Below are 20,760 nucleotides of genomic sequence, written 5' to 3'. Positions count from 1 at the left end.
TGCGCGTCACATGGCGTGCCTTCCCCACTGCTCAACGTGACAGACTCGTCATCGTCACACCATGTGACCAACCCAGTCCGCACCGCCCACCCGCACAGCACGGCCTATACCAGTGGCGCCCCTGCCGCCCCGGGCCGGAGAAGGGCGGGGCAGCAGGGGGGTGCTGCTGGTCACGGGCGCTGGGAGTGGGGAAGCGCGGCCGACCCGGCTCGTACGCCGGGCCGCGCACCGGCGCGGCGTGGAGGGCCGGGGAGCCGGGACGGTTCAGGAGGGGCGGAACGCTTCCTCGCCTTCACCACCCCCGCCGCGAGCCTCATATGCCACCGTCGGCTCACCGGCTGAACAACGGCTTACAGCTGGTCTCCCGCGGCGGCTGGTTCCGGAGGATGCGGCCCGCCGCCGTCCTTGACGTCCTGCTCGCAGGTTCGTCCTTTGTAGGACTGGTCATTGGGCACCAACAGCACTCCGGCAACCTGCTCGGGGTGTTCGACGGCGAGCCAGTCGTCGCCCGTGTGGGCACCGTCCGGCCCGAATGCCTGGGACAGGTAAACCGTCTGACACCCCAACGCCACGCGCTCCTTGTCGACCGCGCAGGCATCCAGTGCGGGGTCGGGTGTCTCTCTGGCGCTGTCGAAGCGGTAGTGGAAGTGAACCCGGTCACCTTCGGAGGGCACCTGCGGGTGGGGCTCCAGGCGCCAGTCAACGACCTCGGCGGTGACGCCGAGAGGCCGCCCGGAGACGTCCTCGACCTGCACCCTGACACCGGCCTCACCACGCTCCGCCGTCGTGTCGGTGCAGTTCCAGTAGAGAGAACAGCCGGACAGGGCGAGAATCACCAGAGCCGACGGAGCACCGGCAAGTATCCGTGCAGGGAACACCGAGACGACCTCCGGTCGGAGTGGGGCGGAGCAGTGTATCCCGGGGCATGGCAACCGCGGTTGACAGCGACGAGCGCCTGCGGTCAGTGAGTCCTCTTCTTCGTCGCCGTCGCCGCCGGAACCGCGACGAAGGGGCCCGGCGCGTCACGGCGGCGGCCTCCTCGGAGGCTGTCCGCCACGGGGCTCCGAGTGCACCGCCCGATCCGGGCGCGGCGCGCAGGAGGCCCCGCCGGGCGGCGGGGCCTCCGCTCGGGCGCGGGGCGCGGCTTCGTGGCCCGCGGTTCCGGCGCCGCGGGCGGTCAGGTGCGGGTCCACCGCTGGTTCGGCTGATCGTTGCAGTGCCACGTCGTGATGCTGGTGCCGTTGGACCGCCCGTGCCACACGTCGAGACAGTGGCCGGAGTTCTCGGCCACGAGTTCGCCCTTGGCGCTCAGCCGGAACCGCTGGCCCTGTGTGCCGTTGCACTCCCAGAGCTGCACCACGGCCTCGGTCGACTGCGAACCGTTCTGGATGTCCAGGCACTGGTCGCCGATCCGCACGGTGCCGTCGCCGGGGAACCGCCACTTCTGCGCCTGGGAGCCGTCGCAGTCCCAGACGACCAGCCTCGCCCCCTGCTTTCCGTCGCCCGCGCTCAGGCACTTGCCGGTGTCGGCGCTGACGACCCGGAACGTCCTGGTCTCGGGCTTGGCCGGGGGCTTGGTCGCGGTCTTCCGCGTCACGACCACCTTCTTCTTCTGAGCCTCCTTGGAGGGTGTCTCCTTGTCCGGCCCGGCACCGGCCGGCGGCACGGCCCGCTTGGTCACCGTTCCGGCCGACGGTGTTTCCGAGGGCTTGGCCGCCGAGGGCTTCGCGTCCGGCGTGGCGGGCGCGTAGGTGGCCGGAGGGCGCCGCGGCCCGTCGTCGCCGAGCGAGGTGTCGGCGCTGTCGGCGACCGCGACGGTGTCCTTCTTCTCCTCGTCGGATCCGTTGTTGACCATGATCAGCAGCGGGATCGCGATGAGGACCGAGCCCGCTATGCCGGCCGCGGCCAGCATCGGCTTCTTCGGGCTGCCGGGCGGGGAGGCGCCGTTCCCGGCGGCAGCGCCCGTGCCGAGCGGCGCGGCGGGTACGGCGGCCGAGGCGGCCACCGCGGCGGCGGCCGGCTCGGCGGTTGCGGCGGTGCTCCGGTCCTGGGCCGGGGTCCGGCCCTGCGCCGAGGCCGGGGTGGTGGCCGGGGTGGTGGCGGCCTCCGGAGCCGTCTTCGGCTCCTTCGTCGGTTCGGTCTCCGGCTCCGGCTCCGGCTCCGGAGCCGCTGCGGCCGCATCCGGGGTCTTCGCCGCCGAGGCGGCTGCCGGGGCGGTCCGCTCGTCCGGCGCGGTGCCGGGGCGCACCGCCTTGTCCGCGTTCCCCGCCTCCGGCGTCCGGGCCTGGGCGGACGGGGTCAATGCCTGTCCCGGGTCCGCGGCCACGGAAGGCAGCGCGACCGCCCGGCGGACGGACGAGTCGTTCTCCGGAGGACCCGAGGAGGCTCGCGTCTCCCTGTCCCTGGAACGCTCCTGGCGAGGCATCACGTGTCTCCTTGTTCGTGCTGTCGCGTGTCCCCGGCTGCCGGGGACGGACCGCGGAGGGCCGTATGGCCTCCCGGCCGCCGGACGTACGTGCCGACGCGGTGTTCCGGCCGTCGCCGGCCTCGTCCGGCGGGCGGGCCCCGCGGAAGTCCCCCGGCCTGTCGGATGCCGTCACGCCGCTGTCGGTTCTCCTCCGGCCCGTGGTCTTCCCCGTCCGGCGGGTCCGGAGAGGGCGGCCGGGCCTTGCCCGCCGGCACGGGCCGCGGTTCCGCCGCGGTTCCGTGTGCGGAGGGGACAGAAGAATATGCGGCAGGCAGATGTGAGGCACCGTCGGCCTTCCCGTGGCCCGTGCCGGGGCCGTTTCCGTCCGGCCGAACCGGCGGGGCGCGGCGGGTGGTTGATCAGCGGGCCGGGTTCCTCCCGGACGGGCACGGACGGCCGTTCGTACGCCACCGCGTCCCGGCGTCCTGTGGTGGCGAGCGGTGTACGACCACCGGACCAGGTCTTCGGTGGCACTCCGGCCGGGCCCGGGGGCCGATTCGCCGGGCCCGGGCGACGGCATAGCGTCACAGCATGCGTATAGGACTGCTTGGCACCGGCAACGTCGCCCGGGCACTGGCCCGCGCCTGGAGCGCCGCGGGGCACGACGTGCTCCTCGGCTCGCGCCGGCCCGGGGAGCGGACGGATCTCGGTCTCCCCGTGGCGGGTCTGGAGGAGACGGCCGCCCACGCGGAGGTGCTCGTCAACGCCACTCCGGGGACCGTCTCCGTGGAACTGCTGCGCTCCATCGGGGCACCGGCGCTGGCCGGCACCCCGCTGATCGACGTCGGGGTCGGCCTCTCCGACGACTTCACCGAGCTCGCCCATCCCAACAGCAGCCTGGGTGAGCAGATCCAGCAGGCCTTCCCCCTCACCCCCGTCGTCAAGACGCTGTGCACCATGGACTCCACCGCGATGACCGACCCCGGCGGTCTCGAAGGCCCGAGCACCGTCTTCCTCTCCGGTGACGACGCCGAGGCCAAACGGACCACCGGCCGGCTGCTCACCGATCTCGGCTGGCCCGCCTCGTCCCAGCTGGACATCGGCGGCATCACCACCGCGCGGGGGCAGGAGCACTTCGCGCTGCTCTTCATGGCCATCGCGGACGGTCTGGGTTCCCACACGTTCAACATCAACGTGGTCGCCCGTCCCGGTACCCGGTAGGGGGCGGCGGGTGCCCGGGCCGGGCGTACGTGCCGCCGGTGCGCCCCGGCGACACGTGCGCCCGGCGGTCGCGGGGTCCGCCCGTGCCCGTGGGTCCCGCCGGTGGACGGGCCGGCGGGAGTCAGTGCGGCCGGCGGCCGGGACACGGGGCGTTCAGCGTTCGTTGCCCGCGCGCAGCCAGGCGAGGTACTCGGCGGCGGCGCGGTCGGTGTCGTAGGCGGGCCGGTAGCCGGTGTCCTCCCGGAGGCGGGTGATGTCGAGGTGGGTCCGTGAGGCGGTGCCGCCGGTGGGCAGGTCGATCCGGGCGTCGGGGACGGTCTTCCGGATCGCGGCGATGATCTCGGCGTTGGTCGTGGCCCGGCCGGAGCCGATGTTGTAGGTGCGGTGGTCGAGGTGGTCCGCGAGCTGGAGGAGGGCGATGGCCCGGCCGGTGTCCTTGACGTAGCACAGGTCGATGGCGTCCTCCGCGTACGCGGGCCGGCCGAGGAGGGAGAGGTCCGGCTCGGTGCCGAGGGCGGCGGCGCGGACGAGTTCGGGGGCGGCGAAGAACAGCGGGCCGTGGGGGTCGCGCGGTCCCCAGGTGGCGGAGATGCGGTAGTTGACGACCTCGACGCCGGTGGCGTCGGCCAGATGGCCGCCCAGCAGCTCGCCGATCTTCTTGAAGGTGGGGATCGGATGGGGCGCGGTCACGGGCAGGGGCAGGTCCTCGCCGAGCGCGCCCTCGGCGGTGACGCCGCTGTACACGCCGATCGTGCTGGCGACGCCCACCCGCGTCACCCCCCAGGCGCGGGCGGCCTCGAAGACGTTGAACAGGCCGTCGAGCGCCTTGCGGGTCTGCTCGACGGGCCGGCCGGGGTCGGGCGGCCAGGGCATCGAGCCCGCGAGGTGCACGATGCCGGTGACCTTGTGGCGGGCACCGACGTCGAGCAGTGCCGTCAGGTCGGTGATGTCGGCCCGCTCCACCACCGTCCGGGTGCCGGCGAGGTCGGCCGGCACCTCGGCCGTCCGGCGCTGGACCAGCAGGCAGTCCTCACCCAGGTCCGAAAGGGCCCGCACGGTGTGGGAGCCGATGAAGCCGAGACCTCCGGTGACCAGGATCATTGCGTGACTCTTCTCGTGTCTGACCGGCCGCCGACCGGCCGCCCGGTCTCGGGCGTTCGGCGGCGGGCGCGGTGGAAGGGAGTACCCGCCCCGGCTTCCAGCCGAAACGGATCGTTGTTCCGGTAGCTTACGGAACAGCGTTCCGCTTTTCAAGGGGAGAGAGGAACGGAGCCGCTGCGCACCGGCTTCTTGCCGGAACGGCAACGGATTTCGGGGCCGCGGGAAGGACGCAGCAGGATGGGCACCGGCGCGGCCGGAGCGGCGACAGCGGGCTCCGGGCCGTTCCGTTCGCCGACAACGGCCGGCACCGGCCGTCCGCACCGTGGAGGATTCATGCAGCGCACGCCCAACCCCGGCCCCGTCCACCGGCTGGTGCCCTCACCCGCCGGCCGCGTCCACCTGGTCGAGCAGGGCAGCGGACCGCTGGTCCTGCTCGTGCACGGGTTCCCGGAGTCCTGGTACTCCTGGCGCCACCAGCTGCCCGCGCTGGCCGAGGCGGGCTACCGCGCGGTGGCCGTCGACGTCCGCGGCTACGGGCGCTCCTCCCGGCCCGAGGCCGTGGAGGCGTACCGGATGCTCGACCTGGTGGCGGACAACGCCGCCGTGGTGCAGGCCCTGGGCGAGCAGAGCGCGGTGATCGTCGGACACGACTGGGGCTCGCCGATCGCGGCCACCTCCGCCCTGCTGCGACCCGAGACCTTCCGCGCGGTCGGACTGCTCAGCGTCCCCTACACCCCGCCCGGCGGGCCGAGGCCCACCGAGGTCTTCGCACGGATGGGCGGGGACGAGGAGTTCTACATCTCCTACTTCCAGCGGCCGGGCCGCGCCGAGGCCGAGATCGAGCCGGACGTACGCGGCTGGCTGGGCGGCCTCTACGCCGCGCTGTCCGCCGACACCATGCCCCCGCCCGGCGCCCCGCACCCGTACTTCGTCAGCCCCGGCGGCACGATGCGCGACCGCGCCCCCGCCGACGGCCGGCTTCCGGCCTGGCTGACCGAGGACGATCTCGACGTCTACGCCGGGGAGTTCGAGCGCACCGGCCTGACCGGTGCCCTGAACCGCTACCGCAACATGGACCGGGACTGGGAGGACCTGGCCGACCACGCCGGAGCCCCGATCACCCAGCCGTCGCTGTTCATCGGCGGCTCCCTGGACGCCTCGACCACCTGGCTGGCCAAGGCCATGGCGGCGTACCCCACCACCCTGCCCAACCTCGCCGGCTCACACGTCCTGGACGGCTGCGGCCACTTCGTCCAGCAGGAGCGCCCCGAGGAGACCAACCGGCTCCTGATCGACTGGCTCGACTCCCTCACGCTCTGAGTCACGGCCCCGCGTACCGGCGGCGCCGGGGTGTCCGACGAGGCGGCGGACGCGTCCGGCACGGCGGACCGTCCGTACGCCGCCGCGGCCCGGCCGGTACGCGGGGCCGCATGACACATCCGGCGGACGCCCGGCCCTCCGCCGCCCCCGTACGCACCTGCGTCCAGCACTTCAGCGCCGCCCGGCGCGGCGCCCGCCTCGCCCGCCTGCCGGCCGTCGAGCGGCTCGACTCCCGGGGCATCCCCTACGGCGGCGAGCCGTCCGCCACCGCCGCCCTGGTGGTGGCGGAGCCGGCCGCCAACGCCGTCACCCACGGCCGCGTACCGGGCCGGGACTTCGAGGTGCGGCCGGCGCTGGCCGCGGGCACCCTGCGTGCCGCCGTCCTCGCTCAGCCCTCCGGCCGTGAGAAGGCCGGCCGCGGATCCCGCCGATCAGCGCACGGCTGTTGCGCAGGGCCGCCCGCATCCCCTCGCCGGGCGCGGTGTTCGCCCGCTGGTGCAGGACGGCGCCCAGCATCAGGCGGTTCTCGTCACCGACGCGGACATCATCAGGATCGGCCCCGCGCTGGTCTCCCTGATCCGGCGGCACAGCCCGATGCCGTCCAGGCCCGGCAGCATCACGTCGAGCAGCAGCAGGTCGTAGCGGTCCTCCCGGAACCGTTCGAGTCCCGTCAGCCCGTCGCCCGCCACGTCCACGCGGTAGCCGTACCGCTCCAGGGCCATCGCGACGGATCTGCGGATCACCTCGTCGTCCTCGACGAGGAGGATTCTGACGGGAGCGGGGTCAGACATGCGCGTCCACCGGGTGCGGTACCGGTCGGCCCTCCGGTCGGCCCTCCATCATGCCCCGCCGGACGGTGGACCGTGCGTGGCCGAGAGCCGCTGCCCGACCGCGGGGGTGCGGCTCAGCAGGACCGATACACGGCCGATACACGGCCGCGCGGCCCCGGACACGCAGTCGCGCCGCCGCGGCCGCGGGATCGAGCGTGCCGTGAGGCATCCGCGCCGCCGCCGCGGACCGGCGCTCCTCGGCGCTCGGCGGTCCCCGGGCCAGTTCCGGGGCTCCTTCCGCGAGACCGTCCGGTGGGTCTTCCGGCAGGTCCGGAAGGCGGTGGCCCAGATGTCCGGTGGGGTGCCGCCGGCCCCGTCCGGGCCGGCGCCCGGTGTCGGCGGGAAGGACGCGGAACCGCCCGCGCGACCGGACGCGTTCCTGTCACCGTCGCGCCACGCACCGAGTTCGCCCGGGGCGGCGAGACAGCCGTACACCGCCCCACCGGGGAGTCCCGCCCCGGCGCTCCAGGGCACGGGTGCCCGTTCCGTGCCGTTCCGTCGGTGCTCCGGGGGTGTGCTACCTACCGCCGCCAGCCGGGCCCCTGCCCCTCGCTTGCGCCGGAGCGGCCGGGCCTCCACCGGCCGGGGAGACGGCGCGTGAGTCGCTCGGGCCCGTGGAATACGGGGTCTGGGCGAGGGACCTGAGCCCTTCGGGGCCGAGCGGTGTGCCGGGGACGGAAACGACCGAGGCCCGTCTGGAGGAGGACGCGGAAGACACCGGGCTCACCGGCGACGGTGCGGTGCTGTTCGGGTTCTCGGCCGGTCCGTCGCCCTGGGACGACAGGGACGACCGGGGGCTGTTCTGGGACAGCCAGTACTGCGCCAGAGCCGCGTCGTATTCGTGGCCGGACCTGCCCGGCCCGTCCGGCGCGGTGGCGCTCACCCTCGTGGTGGACGGCTCCGGCGTGCTCGTCTCCGAGGAGCCTCGCAGCGACGGTGCCTCGCGTTCGAAGGTGGACGCGGAGAACCTCTCCCGGATCTCCTCCCCCTCCCGCCGTATCGACGCCGACACCTCCCCCCTGACGATCTCCTCCGGCAGGTCGAGCCGGGGCGGCGCGGAACCGGCCACCGCGCTCCGCCGGCTCTCCTCCGGTGTGCCGGGCCGCTGCTCGGCGGGGGCGGTCTTCAACAGCTCCCTCTCGTATGCCCTGTTGGCGTACTCTCCGACTCTCGGCAGCAGACCGGCGTTGTATGCGCTCCCCAGCCCATCGCTTTTCCTGATCCCGTTCAGGAGCGCGTCCTCGAAGGCCTCGCGCGCCTTTTTCGGCAGGGCATCGACCTGGGCTTCGAGCCTGTCGAGCCTCGCCGCCCTTCTCTCCTCGCGTGAGGGCTCCCCGCGCGCCGGCTCCGCGGAGAAGGGCGGCACGTACTGCCCGGACATCCCGGGCTGCCAGGGCATCTCCTGCTGCCCGTGCGTCCCCGGCTGTCCGGACCCCGGCCGGCCCTCGCCCGGACCGGGGCCGCCGCTCCCCTCTCCACCGGCGGAGGGGGCGCCCCTCCCGCGCGACCGCAGCCGCCTCGCGAAACGGCGGAACGCCTCCAACAGCGTCCGCGCCGGACCGTCGTCGCCCGGCCCTCTTTCCGCCTTGAGCAGCCGTCGCGCCAGCCTTCTGGCCCGTAGCCCCTGCCCGGCCTCCCGTATCCGGCGCGGCTCCTCCCGCGCCCACTCTCCCGCCCGCCGCATCCCCCGGGGCGCTCGCTGCGCCCGGGTCAGCCGGTTCCTGTCGTCCCGGGGACGCGTGTCGGCGTCGGCCATGGTGTCCCTCTCTCCCGGTCGGAGGCGCTGACGCGGGGAACAACGGGCCGCCGGGACGGACGGTTCAACGCACGGCGCACTCCTCGTCGCCCGCGTGTGCCCCGGCGTCCTCGGCGTCCAGTTCGTACAGGCTCGCGCGCGTGTCGTCGGCCTCCGCCAGCAGCACGAGCGCCCTGGACCAGGCCGCGCGGGCCGCGTCGCGGTCGCCGTCGGCCCGGTGCGAGGCTCCGAGGTGCCGCAGGACGTCGGCTTCGAGGTAGCGGTCCCCGATCTCCCGGAACAGTTCCAGCGCGCGTGTCCGGTACCGCAGTGCCTGGTCGGTGCGGCCGAGCTGGGTGTGGGCGAAGCCCAGCCCGCACAGGGCGTACGCCTGGCCGGCCCGGTCGCCGGTGGCCCGTGCGGCATTCAGCGCGGCGCTGTTGATCTCCGTGAGGTCGTGCCAGAAGCCGAGGCGGTTGAAGTACACGTCCAGGGCGCAGGCGGTGCGCCAGGCGTGGTCGTCGAAGCCGTGGGCGGCGGCGTGCCCGACGATCGCCCGCAGAACGTACCGCTCCGTGCGCGGCCACGGGGTGGCGCCCTTCCGGTCGTCGAACCGGAGCGGCGCGCTGCCCGTTGTGCCCGGCGGCAGCGGCCGTACCTGCTCGGTGTCGCGGGCGTTGTCCAGCACGATCAGGGCGCGGCGGTCGGCGAGGACGCTGCGGTAGAGGGCGGCCCGCGCGTCGAGGCCGTCCGGGACGGAGTTCGGGGCCACCCCCAGCGCGACGAGGAACGCCGTGAGCGCGTCGGAGGGATCCATCACGGAGCCGTCCCGGTCGTATCCGCGCAGGTTCACGTAGAGGCTGCCGCCGGGGAAACGGTGGGCGACCCGGTGGGCCCGGTGCACGGCCAGGGTGGTCTTGCCGGCGCCGGCCATTCCGTCGATGAGGGCGACCACGGCCGTACGCGGGTGCCCCTCGTCGGGCAGGAGCCCGGCCACCCGCTCGAGTTCGGCCCGCCGTCCGGTGAACGTCGACAGGTCGGCGGGCAGTTGGGAGGGCCGTACCGTCCTCGGCGGGCGAGCCGGCGCCCGGCCCGGTTCACCTGGTCCTCGAACCGGTCGAGATCGCTGGAGACCATGCCGGTCTCCACGGCGTATCCGTCCCCGACGGACAGCACGGTCCGGGGTGGCCGCCCCGGGGCCCGGCCGGGCTCCAGCAGCCTGCGCAGGCGCGAGACGTAGGCGCGCAGCACCGGGACGGCGCCGGGCGGCGGGTCGGCACCCCATACGCCGTCGACCAGGTCGTCGAGGCCGGCCGGCCGTCCCCGGCGCAGCAGCAGTGCGAGAACGGCCCACTGCTGAGGTGTCCCGAGCGCCAGTTCCGTGTCACCGAGCCAGGCCCGCAGCGGCCCGAGTAACGAGATGCGAACGGGGTGCGCGGCCGGGTGATCAGAAGCCTCCACGGTCCGGACCTTAGGCGATCAGCACGGGTGGGTGTCGGCGCGTACCGGCTCGCCCCGCGCGCCGCTGTGCGCCGGAACCCCTGTCGACCAGGGGTCCCGGCAGGGGTTCCGGCGGTCGGCTCAGGCGGGGAATGTGACGGAGTGCACGTTTGTGCGGAGGGCGGCACCGGCCGGACGGGGCGGGCCGGCCGGCCACCACCGCTCCCGGCGCGGTTCCGGTGTGCCGTGCACACCGGAACCGTTCACACCGTGAACCTGACGGCTTTGAGCCAGCGGGAGTCGCTGAGCGTGCCGCCGAAGATGTAGCTGCCGGGTTCGGCGCACTTCAGACCCAGCCATCCCCGGGTGTGGACGTGGGCGTTCTGGCAGACCGAACCCTCGCCGACGTGGATGGCGAAGCCCAGCATGTGCGGAGCGCCCTTCTCGGTGACGTTGATGTAGTTGTCCAGGCCGTCGACCGCACTGGGCCAGGGCGTCCGCCACCAGCCTTTCTTGTGGAGGAAGGCGTTGGCGGCCGTGCCCTTCGTGCCGGACACCGCGATGTTGAGGGACCTGATCTTCTTGTCCCCCTTCACTGCGCCGGCCGTGGCTCCGTCGCACACCGGTTTCTGCCAGCCGCCGCGCTCGAAGTGGACGCGGTAGCAGATGTGCCGTCCCGGTTCCCTGGCCGCCAGCTTCGAGACGGCGGTCGCCGCGGTCTCCTGCGCGGGCTTGGCCGGCTTCGGTTTCTGTACGGGCTTGGCCGGCTTCGGTTTCTGCGCGGCGCGCGGCCGGGCGGGTGCCGAGGAGGAGGGGGAGCGCGAAGCCGAGGCCGATGGCGAGGAGGACGGCGACGGTGAGGAGGACGGCGAGGGCGACGCCGACGGCGATGTGCTGCGGAACTCGGGGGCGGGCGGCGGGGGCTGGAGGTTCATCGGGGAACTGTCCGTGCCGCTGCCCGCTCCGGTGGTCCGGTCCGCCTTCCCGTCGCCTGCCGCTCCGGCGCTGCCCAGCGCCACCAGCGAGCCGACGACGAGTACCGCCACCGCGACGCCCACCGATCCGACGACCAGGGGCCTCCGGAGCAGTCCGGGCGGCTCGTACTCGTCGTCGGACTGGGGCAGTGCCTTTCCGCGGCCGGGGCTCCGGCCGGGGACCGGGCCGAGAGCCGGGGGCGTGACCCGCGGTCCCGCGGGCCGCGGCGGCACGCCCACCCCGTCGTCGTGCCCGACGGCGTCACCGGCCCCGGAGAGGTCCGCGGGATCCGCGGGGAGCGCAGGACCCGCGGACTCGGCGGGCCTGTCCGGCCCTTCCTCCTCGTAATGCTGCTCCAGCAGTGTGCTGGAGCCGTCCGTCGCGACCTCGACGATCGCCACGTACCCCGCGGACGGGTCGGAGATGGCCGCCGTCACCGGGGCGTCCCTGCTGCGCGCGTAGCCGTGCAGTGTGTCGAGGATGGCGACGTCGACCGACTCGCCCTCCACCACCGGCACGGGCACGCCGTCAACGACGGCGGAGCCGTCACCGGAGATGATCACGGCGAGGTGGGAGGACGGCTCGGACTTCCCGCCGTCCGGCCCCGGCCGGCCGGGTTCCGCCACCTCCCCGGACGCGGGGGGACCGTCCTCCGTGCCCGGCCTGTCCGCTTCTTCACCCAGGCTCATGCCCATCCCTTTCGCTGCGCTGTCGGCCGCCAGCCGACGGACGGCCTCGTGCGGGTCCGCCGCGGCTCCGAACGGTCATGGACCGGACGGCGCGGCGGTGCCCGCGCACCGCAACGGGCAGCGGGGGGAAACGGTTCAACTCCCCGGCTCCACCGCCGTGGCGCACGCGACGGCGGCCCGTTCGGCACGAGCTCGATATGACCGCCGGTAACCCCGCGGATTGCCCCGAAGCTGTCGCCGTACCGGGAAGACAGGGCAGCGTTCGCCGGTACGGAAGGGCACATTCCGCGTGGGCGGCGGTATCGAGGGCGTCCGTCAGTAAAGTCGCAGGAGTGAATACGTCCCACGAAGACTCCATCCGCTTCGCCGTGCTGGGGCCGGTCCGGGCGTGGCGCGGCGAACAGGAACTGGACCTCGGTTCGCCGCAACAGCGAGTGGTACTGACGGCACTGCTGCTACGGCGCGGGCGCCCCGTCATGATCAGGGAACTCGTCGACGCCGTCTGGGGCGAGAGGCCGCCGGCGGCCGCCGTCTCCGTCCTGCGCACCTACGTGTCGCGGTTACGCAGGGCCCTGGAGCCCGGCCGTGGCACGGCCGGAGCGGCGCGCGTGATCGTCTCGGTCACGGACGGATACCTGGTCCGCGTCCCCGACGACGCGCTGGACCTGGGCCTGTTCGAGCGGCGGGTCGCCGAGGCGAGGAAGCTGCGTGCCGCGGGCGAGGAGTCCGCCGCCGCGGACCTGCTGCACGCGGCGCTCGGCACATGGCAGGGCACACCGCTCGCCGGGCTCTCCGGACCGCTGGCCGAGACCGAGCGCGCCCGGTTGGACGAGGAGCGGCTGACCACGCTGGAGACCCGGCTGGACCTCGACATCCAGCTGGGGCGCCACCGCGAAGTGATCGCCGAGCTGGCCTCGCTGGCCGGTGATCACCCGCTGCGGGAGCAGCTGTGCCTCCTGCTCATGCTGGCCCTGTACCGATCCGGGCGGCAGGCCGAGGCGCTGGCGGCCTACCGCGGGGCACGCGGCGTCCTGGTGGCCGAACTGGGTATCGAACCCGGCGCGCCCCTGCGGGAGTTGCACGACCTCATCCTGGCGGCCGACCCGTCGCTGACCCCCTCTCCGACGCACGAGCCGGCGGACCCGCCGCCGGACACCCCGGACACCCGGCCCGGCGGACGCCCCGGTTGCTCGGCCCGCCCGGCACAACTGCCCGCCGATCTGCCCACCTTCACCGGCCGGCACGACGAACTCGACCGGACCCGCGCCCTGCTGTCCGAGACCGGCGACCCTCCGAGCACCGTGGTGATCAGCGCGATCGGCGGCATGGCCGGCATCGGCAAGACGGCCCTGGCGGTGCGCTGGGCCCACGAGGTCGCCGACCGCTTCCCCGACGGACAGCTCTACGTCAACCTGCGCGGTTTCGACCCGACCGGCTCGGTCGTGGCGCCGGAGGAGGCCATCCGCGCCTTCCTGGGCGCGCTCGGTGTCCCCGCGCAGCGGATCCCCACCCAGCTGGACGCCCTGGCGGCGCTGTACCGCACTCTGCTCGCCGACCGGCGGGTACTGATACTCCTCGACAACGCCCGCGACACCGACCAGGTCCGCCCGCTGCTGCCCGGCTCCCCCGGCTGCCTGGTCATCGTCACCAGCCGCAACCAGCTCACCGGCCTGGTCGCCGGCGACGGGGCACATCCGCTGACACTGAATCCGCTGACACCCGCCGAGGCACAGGAGTTCCTGGCCCGCCGCCTCGGCGCCGCACGGCCGGCGGCGGAACCGCGGGCAGCGGAGGCGATCATCGCGCACTGCGCCCGGCTGCCCCTCGCGCTGGCCATCGTCTCCGCCCGGGCCGCCGCCCATCCCGGCTTCCCGCTAAGCGCCATCGCCGACGAACTGCGCGACAGCCACGGCAGTCTCGACGCCTTCGCGGGCGGCGAGCTCAGTGCCGACATACGAGCTGTCTTCTCCTGGTCCTACCACTCCCTGTCCGCCCCGGCCGCCAGGCTGTTCCGCCTGCTGGGCCTGCACTCCGGCCCGTGCGTCTCCGCACCCGCCGCGGCCGCCCTCGCCGGGCTCCCCCTCCGGGAGACCCGCGGCCTGCTCGTCGAACTGACGCGTGCGCACCTGCTCACCGAGCACCTGCCCGGCCGCTACACGCTGCACGACCTGCTGCGCTTCTACGCCGCCGAACGCGTCCGCGACGAGGAGGCACCGCAGGAGCGGGACGGGGCCGTCGAACGGCTCCTAGCCTGGTACCTGCACACCGCGGACGCCACCTATCCGTTCCTCACCCCGCACCGCCGGCGGGTCCCCCTCGAACCGCCGCCCCCCGGCTGCCATCCCCTGACGTTCACCGCGCACGACCAGGCCCTGAACTGGTGCGAGACCGAACGGCTCAACCTCGTCGCCGCGGTGCACCAGGCCGCCGCCGGCGGGCAGCCGGGTATCGCGTGGCGGCTGCCCGCCGTCCTGTGGGGATTCTTCTACGTCCGCAGCCACCTGCACGACTGGCTCGACACCACCAGGACGGGCCTCGCGGCCGCCCGTGGGGCCCACGACCGGGTGGGCGAGGCCCGGGCACTCGCGGACCGGAGCAACGCTCTGAACCTCGCGGGCCGGCACGACGAGTCCATCGACCACCTTCACCAGGCGCTGGCCCTCTGCCGGAGACTGGGGGACACGGTGGGCAGGACGGCGGCCCTGGGCAACCTGGGCGACGCCTACCAGCGGGCCGGGCGCCTCCGCAAGGCTGTCGAGTACCACCGCCGGTCGCTGGCCATCGACCGGATCACCGGCAACGTCTGGGGGCTGGGAATCGGCCTGGCCAATCTGGGCGACACCTACCAGCGGCTCGGCCGGTTCGACGAAGCCGCCGGCTGCCTGGAGGAGGCGCTGACCGTCCTGCGCGCCAGCGGCAACCGCTGGGTCGAGGGCGTCACGCTCGACATTCTCGGCACGGTCCGGCACCGGCTCGGCCGTCATGACGACGCGGTCGGGGACTACCGCCGGGCGCTGGAGGCGCACCGGGACGTCGGCAACCGGTGGGGAGAGGGCCACACCCTGGGCCATCTGGGTGAGGTCCTGCTGGCCGCCGGCCGGCCGGAGCAGGCCCACACGAGCTGGCGGCAGGCCCTGGCGATCTTCGAGGAGCTCGACCACCCGGACGCCGGGAAGGTCCGGGAGAGCCTTCGCCGTCTGGACGGACGTACGCCCGACACGCGGCCGGTCCCGGTTTCTCCCTGAAAGGTGGCCTCCGCGACCGGGACGCGACGCCCGGGCACGTCCCCGCGCGGTCACCGGGCGAGCACCTGCACGCGGGTGCGCCTTCCTCCGGGGGCCCGCCGTGACCCCGGACGGATCACGGCGGATCCGGCCCGGCCGCGGGAGGCGGTGGAGGAGTTTCTCCCCCTCGTTTCCCCGAAGGCCCTTCGCACCCCCGCGCACGGGCGTCAGTCCGCTTCTCGGTAGGTGCGGCCGCCGGCGTTGACGGTCGCCCCGTCGTAGAGACCGGTCGGGCTGGTCTCGGTGGACAGGGCGAACCACGCGTAGCGCTCCACGAAGTCCAGGCCCTCCAGCATCTCCGTCGACGAGGCGATGAAGGCGGTCTGCTCCTGCTCGCTCGGGTAGCGAGGGGTTTCCCGGGAGAAGTCGATGAGGGCGTACTCGGTCAGCCAGACCGGCTTGCCGTAGCGGTCGTGGACGGCCTGCAGGTAGTCGCGCAGCTGACCGACGGCGGCCGGGCCGAAGTCGGCGCCGTACCAGTGCAGGGGGATGAAGTCGACGCGCAGGCCGCGTTCGGCGGCCCCTGTCATGAAGCGGTCCAGCCAGCCGCCGGGGACCTCGGCGCCGGTGGCGACCGCCGGGGCGCCCAGGCGCAGGCCGGTCCGCTCCAGCCGGGGCCACAGATCCAGCGCCTGCTCGGGGCTCATGCCGGCCTGGGCGGGTGAGTCGGGCTCGTTGAAGCCGAGGAGGTGCGTGCCCTCCCGGGCCGCCCGGTCCAGTTCGGCGTCGGTGACCGAGCCGGGGCCCCAGATCATCGGGACGTACTCGACGCCCTCCGGCTTCGCGACCTCGCCGGTGGAGGAGGTCCAGTTGTAGTACCAGGACGCGCCGGAGTCGGCCAGCGCCCGGGCGGCACCGTCGACGGGGTTCAGGCTGACGCCCTTGCCGTCCGAGGACACGGGGGTACCGGGATCGGGGGTGAGGGTGTGGTCGGGGGCCGGCGCGGGGGCGTCCGGGCCGCCGCCGGCTCCGTGGAAGGTGACGGTCATGCCGGTGCACTGGGCGCACTGGCGCACCACCTCGTTGCCCGGCTCGGTGTCGTGCTTGGACCACGCGTACGCCTTGGGGCACTGCGCGGTGAGCGCCTCGCTGTAGGCGGTCTTCGCGTCCCGGTCCGGGTTGACGCACACCAGGGGCTTGCCCGTCGCCGGGTCCGTGGTGAGGTTCTCGGGCGGGCAGGCGGCCAGCAGGTCGCCGGGGCAGCCCACCTCGGCGCACTCGCCACCGTTCTCGGGCGGTGCCGCGCCGTCGGGGGTGATCGTGATGGTCGAGGAGACGGCGTTGACGTAGCTGACGTTGTACCAGGGCGCCCGGGCGTCGGCCGGATCGAAGTTGAACTCGGCGAGGCTGGCGGGCTGCTCCCCGGTGGTGCAGCGGTCGGCGTGCGGTCCGCAGTCGGCGACGGCGCAGTGGAACGTGCTGCCTTCCTCACCACCGCACCCCTGGCGGGCGAAGAACTTGCCGCGCCAGTGCCCGGCGCCCGAGTTCTCCGGGACGGTGATGGTGGCGGACTGCCCCGGGTCCAGCGTCGGCAGTCCGGTGAGCGGTGCCGAACCGTCGGCGTTGGCGGTGGCGCCGATCCAGATGCGTTCGGACATCTCGTTCCGGAAGGTGACGGTGTGCTCGGCGGTGGCCACCACCCCGGTCACGCGGTCGCTTCCGTCGTCGCGGTCGGCGGGAGGGGCGTAGACGGTTGAGACCACGACCGTCGCGGCGGCGACGACGGCCAGCAGGAGGGCCAGCAGGAGTGGGCGTCTGCGCACAGGCATGGAACGTGCCTCTCGGTCGGGCTTGCGCGGAGTTCGGGAGGGGCGATCACGGAATCGGCGATCACGGACTGGTGATCGGGAGCCGTTCGCGGGGGGCACGACGGACAGGCGGGCCGGACGGTTCACCGGACGTGCCGGAGGCGCGGGCCGGGCTGCCGCCGGACCCGCCGGGGAAGGCCGCCCCAGCGGGTCCGGGGGCCCGCCACGGGGCCGGGGCCTGCCGCGGCGGCGGCCCCGTCCGTCAGGCCGGGCGGGCGGACCCGGCGGGCGGGGGTGGGGGCGGGGGACCCGGCGGCGGGCCGAACGGGTCCTTGGCGTCGACGGGAGGGCTCTCCTTGGGCCGGTGGTTGCCGGGCTTGCAGCCGGCGAAGGGACCCATCGGGTCCCGCAGGGACGCCATCACCGGCCCCAGGTAGTCCCGGTGCCAGTTGGCGGCCCCGCACATCCCGGAGCCGGGACCGGTCAGTTCGGCCCAGGCGAGCCACAGGCCGTGAAGCTGGGCGACCGCCTCCGGGTGCTCCCACCAGCGGGAGCACCAGGGGGCCGTGGAGGTGACCTCCCTGCCGTAGACCGGCAGCAGTACGTGGTGCGTCCACAGGGTCAGCTGTCGCAGCTCCTGCCCGTACGCGGGTCCCTCCTTGTAGAGGATGAAGTGCGGTGGGCTCGGGGGTTTCTCCTGGGGAGCCCCGTTTCCCGGCTCCGCGCCGGCCTCCCCGGCGGGAGCGGCGCTCCGCTCCTCCGCGAGGGGCTCGACGGTCCCGGTGGTATCGGTGGTCTCGGTGGTATCGGTGGACATGGCAGCCCCGCTTTCTCTCGGCGGCTTCGGTCCGCCTCGTGCGGGGGCACCACGTGTACACGCCGCGTGCGGTTCACCGGCTGCCCGCACGCCAGGCATGGCGTCACCGGTGCTCTCGGGCCGGGCTTGCGTCCGTTGAACCGGCTGGACGCCGGTTCCGTTGTGCCCGCCACGAACAGGTCTCTGTTCTACGAAAGGATTCAGATGCCTCCAAAAAACCGAGACGGCACGGGCTCGGGCAGCGACGACTCCACCAGTTCCGTCGACAGCTACCTGGGCATCCAGGGGCTGAGGGACTTCATGGAAAGGCGCTCGCCCGAGGCCGCGATCGTCCCGATTCCCGACAACGTCGCGGAACGCGCTCCCACTCAGGAACCGGACGACCGGACCACCTTGAGGTGGGCCGACCTGCAGGGACGGAACACGACCTTCCACGCCGCCGGCCAGCGGAGCGACGGCAGCTGGTTCGTGGACACCTGGCAGAAGGGCAAGCAATGGGCACGTGAGAACAGCTCAACCATCCAGGACGTCGCCGAGGTCCTCGGCCCCCAAATCATCCAGGCGGCGGGCAGGATCACCCAGACCGAGCATCCGGTCGTAGGGGCGACCATCACCGCGAGCGGCGTCGCCCTGGAGATGGCCACCGGAGCCAGGAAGCTGTACAGGTACGGAACTTCCGCCGTTCAGACCGGCAGTGGGGGCGACGCGCTCAAGGCACTCGCCGGGGCCATCAACACCGGTACGGCGGTCGCCGCGGGGTACAGCTACCTCCCCAACGTCCCCCCCAACACCGCGCTGCGCCTTCAGGGGGCACACAACATCGGCATCGGGGCCGGCGCGCTCGCCCTGGGCCCGACGGCCCAGCAGCAGCAGGCCGCGGCGTCGACCCTGCCCACCGCCATCCCGATGACCACGATGCCGCCCGGCCAGACGCTGCCGGCCGGCTCCAGCGGGCAGTACCAGAACTACCCCGCGCAGTACCAGCAGTACCAGAACTACCCCGCGCAGTACCAGCAGTACCAGCAGCAGAGCGCGCAGAACTACTCCCGCCCGCTGAACACGGCGCCGGCGAGCAACACCCAGCCGAGCAGCTACAACCCCTCCTACACCAGCTACAGCACTCCCACCTACGCCAGTTACAACACTCCCAGCAGCAGCACCAACCCCGCCTACTACGCCCCCAGCTCCAGCGGCCAGGGCTACAGTCAGGGCTACGGTCCGGGCTCCAGCGGTACCCAGCCGTCCAGTCAAACCAGCGGATACTCCGCACAGGGATCCGCGCAACAGCGTGGCGGAAGGCGCGGACCCGCCGGAGGCGGGGGCGGAGGCAGGTGATCCTGGCGGCGAAGCCGCCGCCTCGGTGAACCGATCCGCTCGGACACAAGGGCGCCCGGCGGTCCGTGTCGACCCGTCACAGACGGGCGGCAACACGACCGCCGGGCGCCCGCCACATTGTCCCCTCGGCACCGGCCACACCGGTCGAGGCCGATCCCGGCGGGGACGGCATCCAGCATTGTCCCCGGAGGTGTCCCCGGTCGGCGACACACCGGACACCGGATGACGCCCGACCGCCGAACGCGGTTTCTCGGACGCCGGCGGCGCCCTCGTGACCCCGCCACCGCCACCGCCGCCGTTCCCGGCGTCGGGCCGGTTCACCGTGTCGCCGCGGCCCGCGCGGACGGCGCGGCCCGGCGCGGCGGGCGCCTACGTGTTCCACCGCTTGTTGGTGTCGTTGACCGCCAGCTCCGCCGCCGTCAGGTCCACGTGCAGCGGGATTCCGGGCCGGCTGCCGACCTTGATCAGGAAGTTGCCGAGGCCGGGCGGGTCGGCGCGACGGCCGTCGGCGGCGTCCCAGGCGGGCGGGGTGGACCAGTCCACCAGGAGGCGTTTCTCCGCCTCCGTCAGCTCCACGACCTGCGCCAGTTGCGGCATCTCCGCCGGCGGCAGGCCCGCGCAGACCACCATGCCCGCGCGTTCGACGAAGCCCTTCGCCTTGGTCCGGTCCTCCTCCGCGGGCAGAGCGAGCAGGTCGTCGATGCTGTGCGTGACCATGGCCAGGCCCACGCCCCGCTGCCGGTCCAGGCGGGTGAGGGCGTTGACTCGGTCGACCAGGCCGCGGCCGGCCTGCAGGACGCGCCACAGCTCGTCCATGACGAGGAAGTAGTTGCGCTGCGGCTCCAGGCCGGCGTCCGCCAGGGCGTGCGCCGCGGAGACCGCGCCGAAACCGTAGGACCAGCAGGACAGCAGGGCCGCCGCCTGGAGCAGGACCTCGCTGTCGTCGATGCCGCTGACGTCGAAGCAGACCGGGCGGTCCAGCTTCATCGCCTCCGTGGTCGGGCGGGCGAAGGTGCCGCCCAGGCGGCCGTCGCCCAGCAGGGCGGTGAGGGACGCCTCCAGGTTCTCGGTGATGTCCCGGTAGCGGGTGAGGTCGCCGCGGTCCAGGGCGACCGAACGCACCGCCTCCGGGGCGTCCTTGATGACCCGCACCAGGTCGCCGAGCACCGGTGCGTCCCGTCCCGGTTCCGTGCCGTGCCGGTCGTCCAGGACGTTCAGCGCCGCCGAGAGGACCGTCTCCTCGCGGTCCGTCGGCGGCGCCGAGCGCAGGATGGTCACCAGGGCCGAGACCATGTGGAGACGGCGGCCGTGGATGTCGGCGAGGAGGCGGCGGCGCGCGTCGCCGGTGAGCCGGGCCGCGGCCCGGCCGGACTCGCCGGGGTCCAGGACGTTGAGGTTTCCGCGGCCCCGGCCGAGGCTGATGACCTGGCCGCCGATGGCCCGGATCAGGTCCGCGTAGTCGGGCTTGAGGTCACCGAAGATCATCGGGTGGACGCCGTAGCCGGACAGGCCGAGGGCCATGCGCCGTACGACGGTCGACTTGCCGAGCCCCGGGCGGCCCAGCACGAACATCGAGGGGTTGGCCAGCAGGCCCGTGCGCATGAACCACGACACGGGGTCGCAGCACACCGTGGCCCCGGAGTCCAGGTCGCGGCCCAGCGGCACCCCGACCATGGGGGTTCCGGAGCCGGCGCCGAACGGCCACAGGCCGCAGACCTGGACGGAGGTGCCGCGCCATTCGGGCGCGGGGTCGACGTAGCCGACCATGCCGCCGCCGGGGCCGGGCAGGCCCCGGGGTGTCGAGCGCGGCCTGCGGGGTTCCTTGATCGTGCGTGCCATCGGACCAGTCCTCCGTCGT

General features: G+C 73.8%; 13 protein-coding genes and 2 pseudogenes. 4 read left to right on the top strand and 11 right to left on the bottom strand.

The annotated features are described in order from the left end of the window. Positions 1-350: 350 nt before the first annotated feature. Positions 351-836 (bottom strand): hypothetical protein, encoded by a 486-nt coding sequence (locus V1L54_RS16605; protein ID WP_443076655.1) that lies wholly within the window; start codon positions 834-836, stop codon positions 351-353. Between the two features lie 341 nt (positions 837-1,177). Then, on the bottom strand, positions 1,178-2,425 hold the full coding sequence (locus tag V1L54_RS16600) for an RICIN domain-containing protein (protein ID WP_330118778.1): 1,248 nt from the start codon (positions 2,423-2,425) through the stop codon (positions 1,178-1,180). 573 nt (positions 2,426-2,998) lie between these two features. Between V1L54_RS16600 and V1L54_RS16595 the strand changes: the two genes are divergently transcribed. After that, a complete protein-coding gene (locus V1L54_RS16595; protein ID WP_330118777.1) occupies positions 2,999-3,628 on the top strand; it encodes an NADPH-dependent F420 reductase in 630 nt (209 codons plus the stop codon). 153 nt (positions 3,629-3,781) lie between these two features. On the opposite strand, the gene V1L54_RS16590 is transcribed toward V1L54_RS16595, so the two are convergent. Then, on the bottom strand, positions 3,782-4,729 hold the full coding sequence (locus V1L54_RS16590) for an NAD-dependent epimerase/dehydratase family protein (RefSeq protein WP_330118776.1): 948 nt from the start codon (positions 4,727-4,729) through the stop codon (positions 3,782-3,784). Positions 4,730-5,062: 333 nt separating this feature from the next. Between V1L54_RS16590 and V1L54_RS16585 the strand changes: the two genes are divergently transcribed. After that, complete coding sequence (locus V1L54_RS16585; RefSeq protein WP_330118775.1) at positions 5,063-6,049, top strand: alpha/beta fold hydrolase; 987 nt, start codon at positions 5,063-5,065, stop codon at positions 6,047-6,049. Positions 6,050-6,585: 536 nt separating this feature from the next. Here V1L54_RS16585 and V1L54_RS16575 read toward each other — a convergent pair. The 5 genes and pseudogenes from V1L54_RS16575 to V1L54_RS16555 form a co-directional block, all read right to left on the bottom strand. Beyond that, positions 6,586-6,840 (bottom strand): annotated as a pseudogene (locus V1L54_RS16575) (response regulator); the annotation flags it as partial. A gap of 556 nt (positions 6,841-7,396) precedes the next feature. Then, positions 7,397-8,278: a hypothetical protein gene (locus V1L54_RS16570; RefSeq protein WP_330118774.1), complete on the bottom strand. Its 882-nt coding sequence runs from the start codon at positions 8,276-8,278 to the stop codon at positions 7,397-7,399. Positions 8,279-8,699: 421 nt separating this feature from the next. Next, a complete protein-coding gene (locus V1L54_RS16565) occupies positions 8,700-9,611 on the bottom strand; it encodes a tetratricopeptide repeat protein (RefSeq protein ID WP_330118773.1) in 912 nt (303 codons plus the stop codon). A gap of 224 nt (positions 9,612-9,835) precedes the next feature. After that, positions 9,836-10,075, bottom strand: a pseudogene (locus V1L54_RS16560) (AfsR/SARP family transcriptional regulator); the annotation flags it as partial. A 242-nt stretch (positions 10,076-10,317) separates the two neighbouring features. Beyond that, complete coding sequence (locus V1L54_RS16555; protein ID WP_330118772.1) at positions 10,318-11,718, bottom strand: hypothetical protein; 1,401 nt, start codon at positions 11,716-11,718, stop codon at positions 10,318-10,320. A 332-nt stretch (positions 11,719-12,050) separates the two neighbouring features. On the opposite strand from V1L54_RS16555, the gene V1L54_RS16550 reads away from it, so the two are divergent. Further along, positions 12,051-14,963 carry an AfsR/SARP family transcriptional regulator gene (locus V1L54_RS16550; protein WP_330118771.1) on the top strand — a complete coding sequence of 971 codons (2,913 nt, stop codon included), beginning with the start codon at positions 12,051-12,053 and terminating at the stop codon, positions 14,961-14,963. A gap of 206 nt (positions 14,964-15,169) precedes the next feature. On the opposite strand, the gene V1L54_RS16545 is transcribed toward V1L54_RS16550, so the two are convergent. After that, complete coding sequence (locus V1L54_RS16545; RefSeq protein ID WP_330118770.1) at positions 15,170-16,765, bottom strand: glycosyl hydrolase; 1,596 nt, start codon at positions 16,763-16,765, stop codon at positions 15,170-15,172. A 247-nt stretch (positions 16,766-17,012) separates the two neighbouring features. Continuing rightward, the gene (locus V1L54_RS16540; RefSeq protein ID WP_330118803.1) at positions 17,013-17,420 is read right to left on the bottom strand and encodes a DUF4913 domain-containing protein; all 408 of its coding nucleotides are present in this window, start codon (positions 17,418-17,420) and stop codon (positions 17,013-17,015) included. Positions 17,421-17,771: 351 nt separating this feature from the next. Between V1L54_RS16540 and V1L54_RS16535 the strand changes: the two genes are divergently transcribed. Then, positions 17,772-18,902 (top strand): hypothetical protein, encoded by a 1,131-nt coding sequence (locus V1L54_RS16535; RefSeq protein ID WP_330118769.1) that lies wholly within the window; start codon positions 17,772-17,774, stop codon positions 18,900-18,902. A gap of 369 nt (positions 18,903-19,271) precedes the next feature. Here V1L54_RS16535 and V1L54_RS16530 read toward each other — a convergent pair whose 3' ends face one another. Next, a complete protein-coding gene (locus V1L54_RS16530) occupies positions 19,272-20,741 on the bottom strand; it encodes a putative type IV secretion/conjugal transfer ATPase (RefSeq protein WP_330118768.1) in 1,470 nt (489 codons plus the stop codon). Positions 20,742-20,760: the final 19 nt, after the last annotated feature.

Origin of the sequence: Streptomyces rubellus (genome assembly GCF_036323805.1) — a bacterium.
Taxonomy (GTDB): domain Bacteria; phylum Actinomycetota; class Actinomycetes; order Streptomycetales; family Streptomycetaceae; genus Streptomyces.
Note: the sequence above shows the minus strand (reverse complement) of the source record. Positions and strands in the feature narration are given on the sequence as shown.